The sequence below is a fragment of the Sinorhizobium sp. Y406 genome (assembly GCF_058732025.1).
In genome coordinates, this window is sequence record NZ_CM178974.1 from 1 (window position 1) to 16686 (window position 16686).

18 protein-coding genes are annotated in these 16686 nt (G+C 62.1%); 8 read left to right on the plus strand and 10 right to left on the minus strand.

Annotated features, from left to right (window positions below):
• From dnaA to AC4P1R_RS00025, 5 genes are all read left to right on the plus strand, one after another.
• Positions 1–1443 carry a chromosomal replication initiator protein DnaA gene (gene dnaA, locus AC4P1R_RS00005; RefSeq protein ID WP_492177264.1) on the plus strand — a complete coding sequence of 481 codons (1443 nt, stop codon included), beginning with the start codon at positions 1–3 and terminating at the stop codon, positions 1441–1443.
• A 219-nt stretch (positions 1444–1662) separates the two neighbouring features.
• Entirely contained in the window at positions 1663–2037 is a 375-nt protein-coding gene (locus AC4P1R_RS00010; protein WP_151610754.1) for a YciI family protein, read from the plus strand.
• Positions 2034–3296: an RNA polymerase sigma factor gene (locus AC4P1R_RS00015; protein ID WP_492177265.1), complete on the plus strand. Its 1263-nt coding sequence runs from the start codon at positions 2034–2036 to the stop codon at positions 3294–3296. The genes AC4P1R_RS00010 and AC4P1R_RS00015 overlap by 4 nt, the downstream gene beginning before the upstream one ends.
• Positions 3297–3483: 187 nt before the next feature.
• Positions 3484–3966 carry an SRPBCC family protein gene (locus AC4P1R_RS00020; RefSeq protein ID WP_492177266.1) on the plus strand — a complete coding sequence of 161 codons (483 nt, stop codon included), beginning with the start codon at positions 3484–3486 and terminating at the stop codon, positions 3964–3966.
• A 44-nt stretch (positions 3967–4010) separates the two neighbouring features.
• Entirely contained in the window at positions 4011–4874 is an 864-nt protein-coding gene (locus tag AC4P1R_RS00025) for a nuclear transport factor 2 family protein (RefSeq protein ID WP_492177267.1), read from the plus strand.
• Between the two features lie 16 nt (positions 4875–4890).
• Here AC4P1R_RS00025 and hemW read toward each other — a convergent pair whose 3' ends face one another.
• From hemW to rph, 4 genes are all read right to left on the minus strand, one after another.
• Complete coding sequence (gene hemW / locus AC4P1R_RS00030) at positions 4891–6072, minus strand: radical SAM family heme chaperone HemW (RefSeq protein WP_492177761.1); 1182 nt, start codon at positions 6070–6072, stop codon at positions 4891–4893.
• Between the two features lie 11 nt (positions 6073–6083).
• On the minus strand, positions 6084–6728 hold the full coding sequence (rdgB, locus tag AC4P1R_RS00035) for an RdgB/HAM1 family non-canonical purine NTP pyrophosphatase (protein WP_492177268.1): 645 nt from the start codon (positions 6726–6728) through the stop codon (positions 6084–6086).
• A gap of 20 nt (positions 6729–6748) precedes the next feature.
• Complete coding sequence (locus tag AC4P1R_RS00040) at positions 6749–7165, minus strand: VOC family protein (RefSeq protein ID WP_492177763.1); 417 nt, start codon at positions 7163–7165, stop codon at positions 6749–6751.
• Positions 7166–7252: 87 nt separating this feature from the next.
• Positions 7253–7972: a ribonuclease PH gene (gene rph, locus AC4P1R_RS00045; RefSeq protein WP_492177269.1), complete on the minus strand. Its 720-nt coding sequence runs from the start codon at positions 7970–7972 to the stop codon at positions 7253–7255.
• A 154-nt stretch (positions 7973–8126) separates the two neighbouring features.
• On the opposite strand from rph, the gene hrcA reads away from it, so the two are divergent.
• Positions 8127–9206, plus strand: coding sequence for a heat-inducible transcriptional repressor HrcA (gene hrcA, locus AC4P1R_RS00050; RefSeq protein WP_069459687.1), 1080 nt, complete (start codon positions 8127–8129; stop codon positions 9204–9206).
• 206 nt (positions 9207–9412) lie between these two features.
• On the plus strand, positions 9413–10030 hold the full coding sequence (gene grpE / locus AC4P1R_RS00055) for a nucleotide exchange factor GrpE (RefSeq protein ID WP_492177270.1): 618 nt from the start codon (positions 9413–9415) through the stop codon (positions 10028–10030).
• 164 nt (positions 10031–10194) lie between these two features.
• Here grpE and ptsN read toward each other — a convergent pair whose 3' ends face one another.
• The 6 genes from ptsN to lptC form a co-directional block, all read right to left on the minus strand.
• A complete protein-coding gene (ptsN, locus tag AC4P1R_RS00060; protein ID WP_069459685.1) occupies positions 10195–10659 on the minus strand; it encodes a PTS IIA-like nitrogen regulatory protein PtsN in 465 nt (154 codons plus the stop codon).
• A gap of 171 nt (positions 10660–10830) precedes the next feature.
• Complete coding sequence (gene hpf / locus AC4P1R_RS00065) at positions 10831–11397, minus strand: ribosome hibernation-promoting factor, HPF/YfiA family (RefSeq protein WP_069459684.1); 567 nt, start codon at positions 11395–11397, stop codon at positions 10831–10833.
• Between the two features lie 269 nt (positions 11398–11666).
• The gene (gene rpoN, locus AC4P1R_RS00070; RefSeq protein WP_492177271.1) at positions 11667–13229 is read right to left on the minus strand and encodes an RNA polymerase factor sigma-54; all 1563 of its coding nucleotides are present in this window, start codon (positions 13227–13229) and stop codon (positions 11667–11669) included.
• Positions 13230–13371: 142 nt separating this feature from the next.
• Positions 13372–14184 carry an LPS export ABC transporter ATP-binding protein gene (lptB, locus tag AC4P1R_RS00075; RefSeq protein ID WP_069459682.1) on the minus strand — a complete coding sequence of 271 codons (813 nt, stop codon included), beginning with the start codon at positions 14182–14184 and terminating at the stop codon, positions 13372–13374.
• A 13-nt stretch (positions 14185–14197) separates the two neighbouring features.
• Positions 14198–14761 carry an LptA/OstA family protein gene (locus AC4P1R_RS00080; protein ID WP_069459681.1) on the minus strand — a complete coding sequence of 188 codons (564 nt, stop codon included), beginning with the start codon at positions 14759–14761 and terminating at the stop codon, positions 14198–14200.
• A gap of 17 nt (positions 14762–14778) precedes the next feature.
• Positions 14779–15447: an LPS export ABC transporter periplasmic protein LptC gene (lptC, locus tag AC4P1R_RS00085; RefSeq protein WP_069460010.1), complete on the minus strand. Its 669-nt coding sequence runs from the start codon at positions 15445–15447 to the stop codon at positions 14779–14781.
• Positions 15448–15705: 258 nt separating this feature from the next.
• On the opposite strand from lptC, the gene sppA reads away from it, so the two are divergent.
• Positions 15706–16665: a signal peptide peptidase SppA gene (sppA, locus tag AC4P1R_RS00090; RefSeq protein WP_492177272.1), complete on the plus strand. Its 960-nt coding sequence runs from the start codon at positions 15706–15708 to the stop codon at positions 16663–16665.
• Positions 16666–16686 lie beyond the last annotated feature (21 nt).

Sequence of the window (16686 nt, forward strand, 5' to 3'; positions counted from 1 at the left end):
ATGCGGCATGACGCACTTTTCGAGCGGGTAAGTGCGCGTCTGAAAGCTCAGGTTGGTCCGGATGTCTTCGCCAGTTGGTTTGGGCGTCTCAAGCTTCATTCCGTGTCGAAAAGCGTCGTGCGCCTGTCGGTGCCGACGACGTTCCTCAAATCCTGGATCAACAACCGCTATCTGGATCTCATCACCGGTCTGTTCCAGCAGGAAGACGGCGAGATCCTGAAGGTGGAGATTCTGGTCCGCACGGCAACGCGCAGCCAGCGTCCGGCCGCTCATGAAGAGACGGCGCCCGCCGTGGCCGAGCCGGCACCGGCGCCGGTCCGGCGCTCCACCTCGCCGCAGCCGGTCGCAATCGCTGCCGCCGCGGCGGTCGCTGCCGCGCCGAAGGCGGTCCAGGCGCCGCTTTTCGGCTCGCCCCTCGACCAGCGCTACAGTTTCGACAGTTTCGTGGAGGGTGCGTCCAACCGCGTCGCCCTTGCCGCCGCCCGCACGATCGCGGAAGCGGGCGCCGGCGCCGTCCGTTTCAACCCGCTCTTCATCCATTCGAGCGTCGGTCTAGGCAAGACGCATCTTCTCCAGGCGATCGCGCTTGCGGCCCTGCAGAGCGCGCGCGCGCCGCGCGTTGTCTATCTCACGGCAGAATATTTCATGTGGCGTTTCGCCACAGCCATCCGCGACAACGACGCCCTTTCCTTGAAGGAATCGCTGCGCAACATCGATCTCCTGATCATCGACGATATGCAGTTCCTGCAGGGCAAGTCGATCCAGCACGAATTTTGTCATCTCCTGAACATGCTGCTCGACTCGGCAAAGCAGGTGGTCGTCGCGGCCGACCGGGCGCCTTGGGAGCTGGAATCGCTCGACAGCCGCGTTCGCTCGCGACTGCAAGGTGGTGTGGCGATCGAAATGGAAGGGCCGGATTACGAGATGCGGCTGGAGATGCTGAAGCTTCGTCTCGAGGCGGCGCGGCAGGACGATGCCTCGCTGCAGATTCCCCAGGACATCCTGTGCCACGTCGCGCGCAACATCACCGCCAGCGGCCGCGAGCTCGAGGGCGCCTTCAATCAGCTGCTTTTCCGCCGCTCCTTCGAACCGCAGCTCTCGATCGAGCGCGTTGACGAACTGCTCGGCCACCTGGTCAATGCTGGCGAACCGCGCCGCGTCCGAATCGAGGACATACAGCGTGTCGTCGCCAAGCACTACAACGTCTCACGCCAGGAACTGGTGTCGAACCGTCGCACCCGCGTGATCGTCAAGCCGCGTCAGATCGCCATGTACCTGTCGAAGACGCTGACGCCGCGTTCCTTCCCGGAGATAGGCCGTCGCTTCGGTGGCCGCGACCACACCACCGTGCTGCATGCCGTGCGCAAGATCGAAGAGATGATTGCCGGCGACACGAAGCTCGGCCACGAAATCGAACTCTTGAAGCGGCTGATCAACGAGTGAAGCCGATGCAAGTGAGCGCCCGGCGCGTGCATAAGTAAGCCGAACTTTATAGCGGCCCGGTTTTCCAGCCGGGCCTGTTTTTTTGGGGGGGCCTGCCTGGGGTGAGGGCCTACTCGCCCCAAGCAACTTCGCCCGGAGAGCGTTCCAACCATTTTTTTCGCCGCGCTTGTCGGCTATCACTGGCTCCATTCGTCTTCAGACCAGAGCGGAGAATTCTCGATGCTTTATGCGGTGCTTTGCTACAACGATGAAAGTGTCACCAGTGCCTGGAGCAAGGAGGAGGATGACAGGGTCATGCGTGACCTGACCGCCGTCCAGAGCAAATATGTCGAGACCGGCAAGCTTGGGCCGGTTGCGCGGCTGCTGCCGACGACGGCCGCGACGACCTTGCGCCACGCAACGGGCGAAACGATCGTCATTGACGGCCCCTTTGCCGAAACGAAGGAGCAACTGCTCGGCTTCTATCTGATCGATTGCGAGTCGCTCGACGAGGCCCTCGCCTTTGCCCGTGACTTGAGTACCGCCAATCCGAGCGCCGGTTCCTATGAAATCCGCCCCCTCGCCCTCTATGAACCCGGCGGGCTTCCCTCATGACGGGCACGGCCTGGATCGACCTCGCCCTCACTTCCTTGCGCCCGCAGGCGATGGGAGCGCTGCTGCGCTATTTCCGCAATCTCGACCTTGCGGAGGAGGCGTTCCAGGAAGCATGCATCCGGGCCCTGAAGACCTGGCCAACGAACGGTCCGCCGCGTGACCCGGCGGCCTGGCTGATCTTCGTCGGCCGCAACAGCGGCATCGATAAGGTTCGGCGCCAGGCGCGCGAGGCGCCGCTGCCGCCGGAAGAGCAGCTGTCCGATCTCGGCGATCGGGAAGAGGAGCTTGCCGACCGTCTCGACGGATCGCACTACCGCGACGACATCCTGCGGCTGCTCTTCGTCTGCAGCAATCCAGTGCTGCCGGCGACCCAGCAGATCGCGCTTGCGCTACGCATCGTTTCCGGCCTTTCCGTCAAACAGATCGCCCGCGCCTTTCTCGTCAGCGAGGCGGCGATGGAGCAGCGCATCACCCGCGCCAAGGGGCGTGTCGCTGCCGCGGGCATTCCCTTCGAAACGCCGGATGCCGCCGACCGCGCCGAGCGGCTCGCGACCGTGGCGACTATGATCTATCTCGTCTTCAACGAGGGCTATTCGGCGATGAACGGCCCGGACGGCGTTTCCGCCGATCTCTGCGACGAGGCGATTCGGTTGTCGCGGTTGCTGCTTCGCCTGTTTCCCGCCGAGCCGGAGATCATGGGACTGACGGCGCTGCTTCTTCTTCAGCATTCGCGCGCCCGCGCCCGCTTCGATGCCGATGGCTCCATCGTCCTACTGGAGGACCAGGACCGCCGGCTCTGGAACAGGCGGATGATCGCGGAAGCCCTGGCGATGATCGACAAGGCGATGCGCCACCGCCGCCCCGGTGCTTACCAGATCCAGGCGGCGATCGCTGCCCTTCATGCCCGCGCGGAGCGGCCTGAACTGACCGATTGGGAGGAGATCGATCTGCTCTACCAGGCGCTCGAACGGTTGCAGCCCTCGCCGGTCATCACGCTCAACCGCGCGGTCGCCGTGTCGAAACGCGAGGGTGCCGAGGCGGCACTTGCGATGGTCGAGCCGCTGGCTGAGAGCCTTTCCGGCTACTTCTATTTTCATGGCCTGCATGGTGCGTTGCTCAACCAACTGGGGCGAGCCCGCGAGGCCCGCATCGCCTTCGACCGCGCAATCGCGCTTGCCACCAATGCCGCCGAGGCCGCCTATATCCGCAAGCAGCTCGACCATTTGGCGGACGAAGCGGGCCACTGCATATCTTCTTAAATCGACCTCGGTTCAAGGGAGACATGCAACAATTCAAAGTGCTGCGGCCACGTTTGTGCGTCTGACGAGATGCGCGGTGCTGTAAACGGCTCTTGCCGAAGTGAAAAAACGACAAAACATACGCAGCCCTGTCGGGAGCCGTCGCCTCCATTCGTCCTTGGATCGAAACCAACCCGGAGGATACGAAATGACTGCAGCAACCGACAGGAAACCCACCGACGAACGCGAACTGGTGCTGGTTCGGCAGATCGATGCGCCGCGCGAGAAGGTCTATCGCGCCTTCACCGACGCCGATCTCCTGAAGCAATGGTTCGCGCCGCTGCCGTGGACAATCACGGAAGCGGAACTCGATGTCAGGCCTGGCGGTACCAATCGTTTTATCATGCGCTCTCCGGAGGGTGATCTCTATCCCAATCAGGGCGTCTATCTGGAGGTCGAGCCCAACGAGAAGCTCGTCATCACCGATGCCTATACCGAGGCCTGGAAGCCCTCGGAGAAGCCCTTTATGACGGCGATCCTCACCTTCGAGGAGGAGGGTGGCAAGACCCGCTACACGGCGCGAGCCCGCCACTGGAGCACGGCGGACAAGAAGGCGCACGAAAAGATGGGCTTTCATGAGGGCTGGGGGCAATGCGCCGATCAGCTCGCTGCGCTCGTTGCCACACTTTGATGTCGCTTGCGTGGCCGCATTTCACGTTGACGAGGAGATGAACCATGTCCGAGATCGAAAGCAGAACCGCCGCCGCAGAAATTCGCGCGGTGATCGAGGATTGGGCGGAGGCCATTCGCCGGAAGGATGGCGGCCGCCTCCTCGCGCATGGCGCGGAGGATTGTCTCATCTATTCACTGGCGCCGCCGCTCAAGGCGCCGGAAGCGGATACCGAGGGGCTTGAGCGGTGGTTTTCGACCTGGGAGGGCCCGCTCGGCTATCGGATTCAGGATCTCGACATTGCCGCGAACGGCGACGTCGCTTTTGCGACGGCGCTAGCGCATCTTTCCGGCGAGAAGCTGGACGGCGAGAAGGCATCTTTCTGGTACCGCCTGACACTCGGTCTGAGGCGCGTGGCCGAAGGGTGGAAGATTGCACACCAGCACGAGTCCGTGCCCTTCTACATGGACGGAAGTCTGAAGGCGGCGGTCGATCTCGACCCCGACTCCTCGGTCGACTGGAACGCGCCGTCACGCCCGCCGATGGCCGGTGTCATCGCCTATCTGAGTGTTCAGGACGCCAATGCCAGCGCCGAATTCTACGGCCGCGCCTTCGGCGCCAGGGAACAACACCGCAAATATGCCGAGGACGGCAAGCGGCTCATCCATTGTCATCTGACGATCAATGGCGGCGCGCTGATGATCAATGATCCCTTCCCGGAATTCGGTCATCCCTGGAAGCCGCCGGAAGGTTTCGTGCTCCATCTCGTCGTCGACGACGCGGATTTCTGGTGGCAACGTGCGGTTGCGGCCGGCGCGGAAGTGACGATGCCGCTGGAGGTCGCCTTCTGGGGCGACTATTACGGCCAGCTTCGCGATCCATTCGGCGTCATGTGGGCGATCGTGGCGCCGATGAAGAAGGGTGATTGAGCGGGCCCGCCGACCGTCAGCAGGCGAGGTCGGCCACCACCGCGTCGAGGATCAGCATGCCGGCGGGCGTGCAGCGCAGACGCGAATTGCCGAGCCGCTCGAGGAATCCGTGCTCTATCAGGAACTGCTCGCGATCTGGATCCGGATCGCGACCGGAAAGCATCTGCCAACGGGCAAGGTCGACGCCTTCCCGAAGTCTCAGCCCCATCAGCAGGAGCTCGTCGGCCTGCGCTTCGAGGTCGAGCAGTTCCCGTTCGGCAATGCCGTCGCCGCGCTCCTCGACCAGACGGAGCCATTCCTCCGGGTTCCGCTCCGTTGCCGTCGCCACCTTGGCGGCACCGATGGTGAGCCGCCCATGGGCCCCCGGGCCGATTCCCGCATAGTCGCCGTAGCGCCAATAGGTGAGGTTATGGCGACTTTCGGCGCCCGGCCGCGCGTGGTTGGAGACCTCGTAGGCCGGCATGCCGATCGCCGCCGTGATCTCCTGCGTCGCCTCGTAAAGCACGGCCGAATGCTCGCCGTCCGGGACGATCAGCTTGCCCGCCTTGTGCAGCCCGAAGAAGGGTGTGCCCTCCTCTATGGTGAGCTGGTAGAGCGAAAGGTGATCGACGGCGTAGGAGACGGCCTCCTTCAGTTCGCGCTCCCAGTCCTCGACCGTCTGGTTCGGTCGTGCATAGATCAGGTCGAAGGACATGCGCGGGAAAATCTCGCGCGCGAGCCTTACCGCCTTCAGCGCATCCTCGACATTGTGCAGCCGGCCGAGGAATTTCAGGTCGCGGTCGTTCAATGCCTGGACGCCGAGCGAGACGCGATTGACGCCGGCCGCCCGGTAGCCGTGGAACCGGGTCGCCTCGACGCTCGAGGGATTGGCTTCCATGGTGATCTCGATGCCGTCCGGCACGTGCCAGTTGCGGGCGATGCCGTCGAGGATCGCCTCTACCGTTCCTGGCTCCATCAATGATGGCGTGCCGCCGCCCATGAAGATGCTGGTCACGGTCTGGGGCCCGGAAATCGCGCGAATAGCCGCCATCTCCTCGAGGAAGGCGGCGACGAAACGCTGCTGATCCACCGGCTGGTGGCGAACATGGCTGTTGAAGTCGCAATAGGGGCATTTGGCCGCGCAGAACGGCCAGTGCACATAGACGCCGAATCCCGGGTCCATGCCATCACCGATCGCCGAAAGCGGAGCCGCTTGCATCATATTCCGTCTCAGGCGCCGAGGCAGGTCTCGGCAAATAGCTTGAAGGCGCGGGCGCGGTGCGACAAAGCCTCGGCGTCGCCCGGCCTCCAGCCGTGCTTCTCTTTCGCGCTCATTTCACCGAATGTGGTGTCGAAGCCCTTCGGCTGGAAGACCGGATCATAGCCGAAGCCGCTCGTCCCGCGCGGCGGCCAAACGACACGGCCCTCCACCTCGCCGCGGAAGAGCTCGACATGCCCGTCCGGCCAGGCAAGGCAGAGCACTGACACGAAACGAGCGGTGCGGCTTTCGGCCGCTGTCGCACCTTTTTCTCGAAGTGCCTTCTCGACCTTTTCCATCGCCATTGCAAAGTCGCGGCTGCCGTCTTCGCGTTCGGCCCAATTGGCGGTGTAGACCCCGGGCGCGCCGCCAAGGGCGTCGATGGCGAGGCCGGAATCGTCCGACAGCGCCGGCAGGCCCGCGGCCTTCGCCGAGGCGACGGCCTTGATCATTGCATTTTCCTCGAACGTCGTTCCGGTTTCCTGGGGCTCGACGAAATTGAGCTCGGCTGCCGATTTCGCCTCGAAGCCGAGAGGACCGATCAAATCGCGGATTTCGCGGATCTTGCCGGCATTGTGGCTCGCGACCACAATCGTCTTGTCAAGCAGTTTGCGCATCCTGATCACTTCCGTTCGGGTCAATTCTTGGCCCAGAGGCCCGGTTCCGCGCATTCGAGGCTATTGCCGGCCGGATCGCGGAAATAAAACGACCGGGCGCCATTAGGCCAACGGATATCCGCTTCGATTTCGATACCCGCCGCCTTGAGCGTCGCCTTCCAGGCGTCGAGCGCTTGCGGCGCCACACGGAAGCACATGTGGCCGTTGCCCTTCGCGCCATGCGGCGGCACCGGAAGCGCATCATTAGTAGGGGGCTTCACGGTCTCCGCCGGGTTGAAGATCAAGAGCACGCCCTCGCCGCAGCGGAAGAAGACATGCCGATTGCCGACACGGGTGATGCGCTCAAGGCCGAGGATCCTCCCGTAGAAGGCCTCGGCGCTGTCGAGATCGTCCGCATAGAGTGCGGTTTCGAGAATGCCTTCGAGCGCCGGAGCCAATGCCACGCCTCCTCTTCAATGCACGGCTGCAATTCAACGCAGCGACCTTCGCGCGCCTGAAAAGGCGCGCGAAGCCGCAGGTGATCCTCAGCCGGCTATCGCCTCCTTCTGCAGCCCTACAAGCTCGGCAATGCCGTCTTTTGCAAGCCGCATCAGCGTTGCGAATTCCTCCTCGCTGAAGGGCTTGCCCTCTGCCGTTCCCTGGATTTCGACCAGGCCGCCGGCGCCTGTCATCACGAAATTGGCATCGGTTTCGGCAGCCGAGTCCTCGATGTAATCGAGATCGATGACCGGCTGGTTGGCGAAGATGCCGCAGGAGATGGCGGCGACATGATCCTTTAGAACCTTCTCCAGCTTGATCATGTTGCGTCCTTCCATCCACTTCAGGCAGTCGTGCAGCGCGATCCAGGCGCCGGTGATCGAAGCTGTCCGGGTGCCGCCATCCGCCTGGATCACGTCGCAATCGATCGAAATCTGGCGCTCACCGAGGGCCGGCAGGTCGACCACCGCGCGAAGCGACCGGCCGATCAGGCGCTGAATCTCCTGCGTGCGACCGCTCTGCCTGCCTGTCGCCGCTTCGCGCCTCATCCGCTCGCCGGTCGCCCGCGGCAGCATGCCGTATTCCGCGGTGATCCAGCCCTTGCCGCCATTGCGCAGCCAGGCGGGAACCTTTTCTTCAAGGCTTGCCGTGCACAGGACATGCGTGTCGCCGAAGCGCACGAGGCATGAGCCCTCCGCGTGCTTGGAGAAATTGCGTTCGAAGGAAACCTTGCGCATTTGGTCGGTTCGTCTGCCGGATGGCCGCATATTCTGCTCCTGTTCTACCTTGCTCAGCCTTCTAGATCATGGCGCGGCCAAAGGGAACCGGTTGATACCGGGGAGGGGAGGCGATTTTTCCCTTTTGCCTTCGGATCGGCGGATCACTATATTCGCGAGGAAACCAATGACTGCACGGAGTGACATGGTAGCGCGCAACCCTCCAAAAAAGGGGATCGCATCGGCGCTGGACGAGCGCTCCGGCGAGATTTTCCGGCGAATCGTAGAGACCTATCTCGAAAGCGGCGAACCGCTCGGTTCACGCAATCTGTCGCGGCTCTTGCCGATGTCGCTCTCGCCCGCTTCCGTGCGCAATGTCATGAGCGATCTCGAGCACCTCGGGCTTATCTATTCGCCTCATGTCAGCGCCGGACGGCTGCCGACTCAGACGGGCTTACGCTTCTTCGTCGACGCATTCATGCAGGTCGGCAGGCTTTCCCCCGAAGACCGCGCCTCGATCGAGCGGCAGGTGCGACCGGGCGACCGCGATCAGCCGGTGGAGAGCCTGCTTACGGAAGCAAGCCAGATGCTCTCCGGCATGTCCCGCGGCGCCGGCCTCGTGATCACGACCAAGAGCGATCCGGTGCTGAAGCACGTCGAATTCATTCGCCTGGCGCCGACAAAAGCGCTCGCCGTCCTCGTCGGCGAGCACGACCAGGTGGAAAACCGGATCATCGAGCTGCCGGCGGGGATCACGAGCGCGCAACTCACCGAAGCCGCGAATTTCGTCAACGCCCATCTCGCCGGCCAGACCATACCCGAGTTGCGTTCGCAGCTGGAAAAGGTCAAGGAGACGGTGCGCGGCGAACTCAATGCACTGTCGCAGGATCTGGTCGAGCGCGGGCTGGCGATCTGGTCGGGCAGCGAAGGCGATGGCAAGCCGGCGCGCCTCATCGTGCGCGGGCGTGCCAATCTGCTCGAGGGCGTGGAGGGCGGCGAAGACATCGACCGGCTGCGCATGCTGTTCGACGACCTCGAAAAGAAGGACAGCCTGATCGAACTGCTCGATCTCGCGGAAAGCGGCCCGGGCGTGCGTATCTTCATTGGCTCGGAGAACAAGCTGTTCTCGCTATCCGGATCGTCGCTGATCGTTGCGCCCTATCGCGACGGAGACGACCGCATCGTCGGCGCAGTCGGCGTAATCGGGCCGACCAGGCTCAATTATTCGCGCATCGTCCCCATGGTGGATTATACCGCGCAACTGATGTCGCGGCTGTCTCGCTGAACCTGTGCGTTGGTCGATCGGCCGATTGGACCCTTGATTTTTCGGGCTCAAACCTCGATATCGGCTTCGAACCCACTGCATCATTCTTAAACGGGATTCTTGATTTGAGCACAAATCATGCAGCGTTTCAGAACGTTCAAGCAGAGCGACTTCCGCTGGTTTGATGATGCCGAAGAGATGACAAGAGAAGAAATTCGGAGAACGTCATGACCGACGACACGAACAAGAACGGATCTGGGGCCGCGGCGCCGGAGGAAAACGTGAAGGCCGCTGAGCCGGAAGCGACGGAAACGCCGGAAGCTGCGGCCGCGCCAGATCCGCTGGAGCTCGCCAAGGCGGAGAATGCAGAGCTTCGTGACAAGTATCTTCGCCTGGCCGCCGAGATGGACAATCTGCGCAGGCGAACCGAGCGTGACGTCAGGGATGCCAAGTCCTATTCCGTCGCGGGCTTCGCGCGCGACATGCTGGCCGTGTCCGACAATCTTCGCCGCGCCCTCGACGCCATTCCAGCGGAAGCAAGGGAATCGGCGGATGCGGGTCTCGCCGCGCTGATCGAGGGCGTCGAGATGACCGAGCGCTCCATGCTGGCCGCGCTTGAGCGCCATGGCGTGAAGAAGCTCGACCCCACAGGGCAGAAATTCGATCCGAATTTCCACCAGGCGATGTTCGAGGTTCCCAACGTCGAGGTTCCAAACAACACCGTCGTTCAGGTCGTCCAGGCGGGCTACACGATCGGTGAACGCGTGCTGCGTCCCGCAATGGTCGGGGTCGCCAAGGGTGGTCCGAAAGTGGCCTCGAGCGAAAACGAGACGCCGGCAGCCTAGCGCATCGGCCCGAAAATCGTACCCGATTTTTGGAGATTCAAAGAGTTAAAGCGAGCTTTGCGCGTCTGAAAAGACGCGCAAAGCCGTAGCGGCGTCAACTCAGCTGCGGATTGCTGTGTCGGCGGAAGCGTTTCGGTCGCGCTCCAGGCTTCGTTCAGCCGGCCTCAGGCGGCGTGCGAGGTCGTATCCTCGTTGAGAAGCGTGTAGATGGCGCTCGCGGAATCGCTCGCCCGCAGCCGCGTGACCATGTCATGGTCGCGCAGTACGCGCGCAATACGCGACAGCGCTTTCAGGTGGTCGGCGCCGGCACCCTCGGGCGCGAGCAACAGGAATACGAGGTCGACCGGCTGGTCGTCGAGTGCCTCGAAATCGACCGGCGTTTCGAGCCGGGCGAAAATGCCAACAAGCGAGGATAGTTCGGCAAGCTTTCCATGCGGAATGGCGATGCCGTTGCCCACGCCCGTTGAGCCGAGCCGCTCCCGCTGAAGGATTACATCGAAGATTTCCCGCTCGGGAAGACCGGTGAGTTTGGATGCTCTGGCCGCCAATTCCTGGAGGACTTGCTTTTTCGAGTTGGCCCTCATGGCCGGGATGATCGCATTTTGATGCAGCAAGCCTGCCAATGCCATTCTTCTGTCCTCGTTCGCCGGTTAGAGCCTGGCAACTTCATCACAAATATGCCGCAATGGCTCTAACCATCTTTGTTCCGGCGGGGGCCATTCACAGAAAAGTAACCCTTTTCCACCACACCGTCGGCGCGTGCGGCGGGAAGACCGGTTCGCCCGGTCCTTCCGCTCTGCTCATGCCTTGATATTGGCGGCGTCGATCCAGCCAATATTTCCATCGTTCCGTCGATAGACGATATTCAACTCTTCCTTGCCGGGGCTGCGGAACATCAACACCGGTTCATCCGTCATATCGAGTGCCATCACGGCATTGGCGACAGTCATCGTTCTCAGCTGCTTGGTGCTTTCGGCAACGATCGTCGGCGCATAGTCCTCGGGAACTTCCTCGTCTTCATAGGGCACCGAGTCCATCACCCGATAGGCGACCTCCGCCTGGCCGTTGCCGTTGTGGTGATCCTTGAGCTTGCGCTTGTAGCGTCGAAGCCGTTTTTCGATGCGCTCCGAAGCTACATCGAAAGCCGCCTGTGGCTCGTTCGCCTGGCCGTTCGCCTGCAATATCACGCCTGTATCGAGATGAAGCTTGCAGTCGGCGCTGAAGCGCGACCCGGATTTTTCCACAGTGACCTGGCTCGAATATCCTCCGTCGAAATATTTGCTGACGGCCTGGCGTATCTGCTCGCCGATACGCGAGCGAAACGAATCGCCGATTTCCATATGTTTACCGGACACACGCACACTCATGGAGTTTCCTCTCTCGTTCGTGACTTGCGCATCCAGTCTATTCCAAGCGCCGTCGTCATCCAAGCATTTCAGCAAACATGCCGACCTCCCGGAGTCCAGTCGATGTTCTCCGGAAATTGCGGCGGCCTCATATCCGCTGCGCCGCAGGGAGTCAATCGCGGGCCGCGAGATTAAACGATGACGGTGCGCTGGCGGTTCCACGTCCCGGTTGCAAATGATCAGCCATTTTTTGTACGATCCGGCGCCAAATGGGAAGTTGATGCGCCCGGTCAGAGACCGGCGGCTTTGGCAAGCGCACGTTTCTCGCGCCGCCTCTGCACCGAGGAGGGGATATTCATCGCCTCGCGATACTTGGCGACCGTCCGGCGGGCGATGTCGACGCCGGCCCCTTTGAGCATATCGACGATATCGTCGTCCGAAAGCACGGTGTGGGCGCTTTCCTCATTGATCATCGTGCGGATGCGATGGCGAACCGACTCCGCCGAGTGGGCATCGCCATTCTCCGCCGAACCGATGGAGACGGTGAAGAAATATTTGAATTCGAACAGGCCGCGCGGGGTCAGCATGTATTTGTTCGATGTGACGCGGCTCACCGTCGATTCATGCATCTTGATCGCGTCGGCAACGATCCTGAGGTTCAGCGGCCGCAGGTGATCGACGCCGTGCAGCAGAAAAGCGTCCTGCTGGCGGACGATTTCGCTCGCCACCTTCACGATCGTTCGGGCTCGCTGGTCGAGGCTGCGCGTCAGCCAATTGGCGTTCTGCAGGCATTCGCTGAGAAAGGCCTGTTCAGCGCTGTTTTTCACGCTCCCGCGTGAGATCTCGGCAAAGTAGTCGTGATTGACGAGAACGCGCGGCAATGCGTCGGGATTGAGTTCGACCAGCCACCCGTCGGTGGAGGTGCGCACGACGACATCGGGGATGATCGCTTCGGTGATGCTGGTCTCAAAGCTCGTGCCCGGCTTCGGGTCGAGCTTGCGGATTTCGCCGAGCATGTCGATGAGGTCCTCCTCATCGACTCCGCAGATCTTCTTGAGACTTGCGAAATCGCGGCGCGCCAGAAGTTCGAGATTGGCGAGCAGCGCTTCCATGGCCGGATCGAGGCGGTTGCGTGCTCGCAATTGAATGGCGAGGCATTCGCTGAGCGAACGCGCGAAGACGCCGGGCGGGTCCAGCCGCTGTAGCGCGAGAAGCACGCGTGTCGCGTCCTGTGTCGTCGCGCCGAGCGCCGCCGCCGCCTCTGCCAGGTCGCCATGCAGATAACCCGCTGCGTCGAGCTGGTCGATGAGGTACTGGGCGATCAAGCGGTCGCCGGGCGCGCTCAGCGCAAAAGGGAGCTGTTCGAGGAGGGTTTCCCGCAAGGTCGCTCGGACGGCGACGAAATCGTCGAGATCGTATCCTTCGCCGTTGTCGCCGTCGCCCGCCCCCGGCATCGATTTCCATTGGCCGAGCAGTTCCGGGGCATCGGCGCGCTGCGGCATCGTGTCGTCGGGAAAAACATTGGCGAAATCAGAGTCGAGCTCGGCGCTGAGCCTCTCGCCCGAGCGGGAGGTGGCGCTGTCGTAGAGGTCTGCCTGGTCCGTCGATTCTGCGGCACCGTCGGAGGTCTCGGCGGCAGGCGGGGCAGCCTCCTCGCTTCCTCCTCGGTCCTGGTCGGCGACCGCTTCCTCGCCGCCCTGCAATTCGAGCAGGGGGTTCTTCTCGATTTCCTGGGCGATGAACTGTGTCAGCTCGACATGCGTCATTTGAAGCAGTTGGATCGACTGCATCAATTGCGGCGTTATCACCAGCGACTGAGATTGCCGCAAATGTAGGCTGGCGGACAATGCCATGCTGACGCGCTTCTCCCGTCAAATGTCTGTGCCCATGTCTTCTTCGGACGGGCCATAATCGTTTGGCCCAAAACTTGCTTATTACTTGGATTTGGTCAAGCGCCGTGACTGCCAAGGACGGCTGAATCGTCGTCGGCGACGATCAGAGGCTGAAATTATCGCCGAGATACAGCCTGCGCACGTCCGGATTGGTGACGATATCGTTGGCGCGGCCATGCGTCAGCACCTCGCCTGCATGGATGATGTAGGCGCGGTCGATCAGTCCGAGCGTTTCCCGTACATTATGATCGGTGATGAGAACGCCGATACCGCGCGAGGTGAGATGGCGCACGAGGGCCTGAATGTCGGCGACCGAAATCGGATCGACGCCAGCGAAGGGCTCGTCAAGCAGCATGAAGGTCGGGTCCGTCGCAAGCGCACGGGCGATTTCCAGACGCCGCCTTTCGCCGCCCGAAAGTGCAATCGCCGGCGATTTGCGCAGATGCGTGATCGAAAATTCACCAAGTAGTTCGTCGAGCTTCTCCTCTCGGCGATCGACATTCTTGTCATGGACCTCGAGCACGGCGCGGATGTTCTCCTCGACCGTCAACCCGCGGAAGATCGAAGCCTCCTGCGGCAGATAGCCGACGCCAAGGCGCGCGCGGCGATACATCGGCATGCTGGTGACGTCGTTGCCGTTGATCTCGATCGAGCCTTCGTCGACGGGTACGAGCCCCGTGATCATGTAGAAGCAGGTGGTCTTGCCGGCGCCGTTCGGCCCGAGCAGGCCAACCGCCTCGCCGCGGCGCACGACGAGCGAAACGCCGTTGACGACGCGGCGCGACCGGTAGGTCTTCGTCAGGCCGCGAGCAATCAGCGTGCCCTCATAGCGCGCCTTGTCGACCGTGCGTGTAGCTGCGGTTGCCGCCGACGGCCTCTTTATCCGTTTGCGTTTGTGAAAAAAGGGGAACTGCACGAGCGGGTCTATGTCAATTCTGCTTGCGGGACTTTGGGTCGAGCTGGATCTGCACGCGGCCTCCGCAGGCTTCGAGCTGAGCTTCGCCCGTATCCATCTGCACGTTCAGCTGGCAGCCGACGAAGACGTTCTTGCCCTCGGAGAGCACCACCTTGTCGCCCTTGAGCACCAGTTTCTGCGTCGTCAGGTTGACGGAGCCGCTGTCGCCCGTCGCCTGTTGAGTGCCGGAGCTGAGGAATACGCGCTCGTTCACCTCGATCCGGTCTATATCGGCATTGCCGCTCGTGACCGTGGCGCCGCCTGCAGTCTTGTAGAAGACGGTCATGCTGCCGGCCTGCAGCGTCGTCGTGCCCTGAACGACCTTCACATTGCCGGTGAAGATTGCCTTGCTCTCCGGATCCTTGATCTCGAGCTTGTCGCTCTCGATCTGAATCGGCTGGTCATTGGACAGCTGCATGCCTTTCATGCGGCCGGACGTGGCCTGGGCGGCTGCCTGCGGGACGATCGCCAGGGCGCCGAAAACCACGGCCGCGAGACCGGCGGAAAGTTTGAAAAAAACGGTAGATCTCACCGACATGGGAGCGCCCAGTCCTATTATTTTGCGTTCTTACGGATGGCGCTGGGTTCGACGTTCACCCGTACCATGCCCTCGAATGTTACAATACGTCCCTTATCTGTCATTCTCAGCGTCTGCGCAATGATCGATCCGCCATTCATGCTGATCGCGATCGGTCGTTTCGTTTCCATTTCGCCGGCACTGATGTCCAGATAGGCCGACTGGAAATCGGCATTGACGCCATTATTCAGGGAAATGGTGAACGGGGCGTTCATGTCGAGCGTGTTCCCGCCCCGGTCGTATATGCCGCTTTTCGCGTCTACGGTCGCGATCAGCGTGTCGTTGACCGGCATGGCGGCGTGAATGTTCTGGAGCGTGATGAGATCCGGGTTCTCGATGTCCTGGAGCGCGCGCTCGGCCTTCATCGAATAGCTGATGCCCTGCTTGTTACGGCCGGAGATCGCCGGATTCTGCATGACGATCTTACCGTCCTCGATCGTGGCGGCATCGAGTTGCAGTTCCTCGGGCAGGAAAGCGCGCACGAACGAAACCGCTATGAAGATCAGGGCGATGGCGCTGGCGAGGAGCGGCAGGGCGACCTTCAGTCGCCGCACGCGCGCGGAGTGCCGCGCTGCCGATGCGTAGGCATCGCCGGTGGCTGCACCCGGATCTTCAAAGATTTCGGGAAATCGCGCTTCATTCAGCATGAAATGGCTCGTCGAACTCCGTTGGGTCTCGGCAGGGCCCAGCACCCGCATTTACATACAGTGGCGTAAATCACGGCGAATATGGTTCCTTTGTTGTCGTCCGGCAATGGAGCGACAAAAAATCGAAACGCCGCGCGGAGCGCCGGACGGGCTTGCAATTGCCGCCGACCCCAGGCCTATAGGCTCTCACGCTTCGCGCAGATAGCATGTTACTGAGGAAACTGACAGAAGGCTGTGCCAAGAAATCGGGAGATACCAATGGACGAACTCGCCATCGCCGATCGCCGCCGCCTGCGACGGAAGCTCAGCTTCTGGCGTTGGGCGGCCGCCGTCGTTCTTCTGTCCGCCGGCTTCGCGCTTTTCGCATTTTCCGGTCTGGGCGAGACGAGGGAGCGTGCCCGCGACCACGTGGCGCGCGTTACCATAACGGGCGTCATCCAGGACGATCGCGAGCTGGTCGAGCGCCTGGAGAGAATCGCCGACAGCGACTCCGCCAAGGCCCTGATCGTCACGATTTCATCGCCGGGCGGCACCACCTACGGAGGTGAAGTCATCTATCGGGCCATCCGCAAGGTCGCGGCCAAGAAGCCGGTGGTCTCCGATCTCAGAACGCTGGCCGCCTCCGCCGGTTACCTAATCGCGCTCGCCGGCGATCGCGTCGTCGCCGGCGAGACCTCGATCACCGGCTCGATCGGTGTGATCTTCCAATATCCGCAGATCAGGGAACTGATGGACAAGCTCGGCGTGTCTTTGGAGTCGATCAAGTCGCGTCCGCTCAAGGCCGAACCGTCCCCGTTCCATCCGCCGAGTGACGAGGCGAGAGCGATGATCCAGAGGATGATCAATGACAGCTACGACTGGTTCGTCGATCTGGTCGCCGAGCGGCGCAATCTGTCGCGACCGGAGGCGTTCGCGCTTGCGGATGGCCGCATATTCACGGGGCGCCAGGCGCTCGAGTACAAGCTTGTCGACGAGATCGGCGGGGATGACGAGATCAGGGCCTTCCTGGCCGAGCGCCAGGTGTCGACAGATCTGCCCGTCGTCGATTGGCGCGCGGCAAGCGGCACATTCTCGTTCGGACTCGCGGGATTCGCCTCCGATCTCCTCAAGATATTGGGATATGAGGCTTTTCCGGCGATGAACGGGTTCGAAAAGCTGGGCGGAGACAAGTTGTTTCTTGACGGTCTTCTTTCGGTTTGGCAGGTTGAAGGTCAATGAGGAAGGCGAAATTTGCTGGCG

Coding starts and splice junctions, on each gene's coding strand:
- lptC (WP_069460010.1), bottom strand. CDS start 15,447: ATGCTGAATGAAGCGCGATTTCCCGAAATCTTTGAAGATCCGGGTGCA.
- hemW (WP_492177761.1), bottom strand. CDS start 6,072: ATGCAAGCGGCTCCGCTTTCGGCGATCGGTGATGGCATGGACCCGGGA.
- ptsN (WP_069459685.1), bottom strand. CDS start 10,659: ATGGCATTGGCAGGCTTGCTGCATCAAAATGCGATCATCCCGGCCATG.
- AC4P1R_RS00025 (WP_492177267.1), top strand. CDS start 4,011: ATGTCCGAGATCGAAAGCAGAACCGCCGCCGCAGAAATTCGCGCGGTG.
- sppA (WP_492177272.1), top strand. CDS start 15,706: ATGGACGAACTCGCCATCGCCGATCGCCGCCGCCTGCGACGGAAGCTC.
- AC4P1R_RS00080 (WP_069459681.1), bottom strand. CDS start 14,761: ATGTCGGTGAGATCTACCGTTTTTTTCAAACTTTCCGCCGGTCTCGCG.
- hpf (WP_069459684.1), bottom strand. CDS start 11,397: ATGAGTGTGCGTGTGTCCGGTAAACATATGGAAATCGGCGATTCGTTT.
- rdgB (WP_492177268.1), bottom strand. CDS start 6,728: ATGCGCAAACTGCTTGACAAGACGATTGTGGTCGCGAGCCACAATGCC.
- AC4P1R_RS00020 (WP_492177266.1), top strand. CDS start 3,484: ATGACTGCAGCAACCGACAGGAAACCCACCGACGAACGCGAACTGGTG.
- rpoN (WP_492177271.1), bottom strand. CDS start 13,229: ATGGCATTGTCCGCCAGCCTACATTTGCGGCAATCTCAGTCGCTGGTG.
- hrcA (WP_069459687.1), top strand. CDS start 8,127: ATGGTAGCGCGCAACCCTCCAAAAAAGGGGATCGCATCGGCGCTGGAC.
- AC4P1R_RS00015 (WP_492177265.1), top strand. CDS start 2,034: ATGACGGGCACGGCCTGGATCGACCTCGCCCTCACTTCCTTGCGCCCG.
- rph (WP_492177269.1), bottom strand. CDS start 7,972: ATGCGGCCATCCGGCAGACGAACCGACCAAATGCGCAAGGTTTCCTTC.
- AC4P1R_RS00010 (WP_151610754.1), top strand. CDS start 1,663: ATGCTTTATGCGGTGCTTTGCTACAACGATGAAAGTGTCACCAGTGCC.
- grpE (WP_492177270.1), top strand. CDS start 9,413: ATGACCGACGACACGAACAAGAACGGATCTGGGGCCGCGGCGCCGGAG.
- dnaA (WP_492177264.1), top strand. CDS start 1: ATGCGGCATGACGCACTTTTCGAGCGGGTAAGTGCGCGTCTGAAAGCT.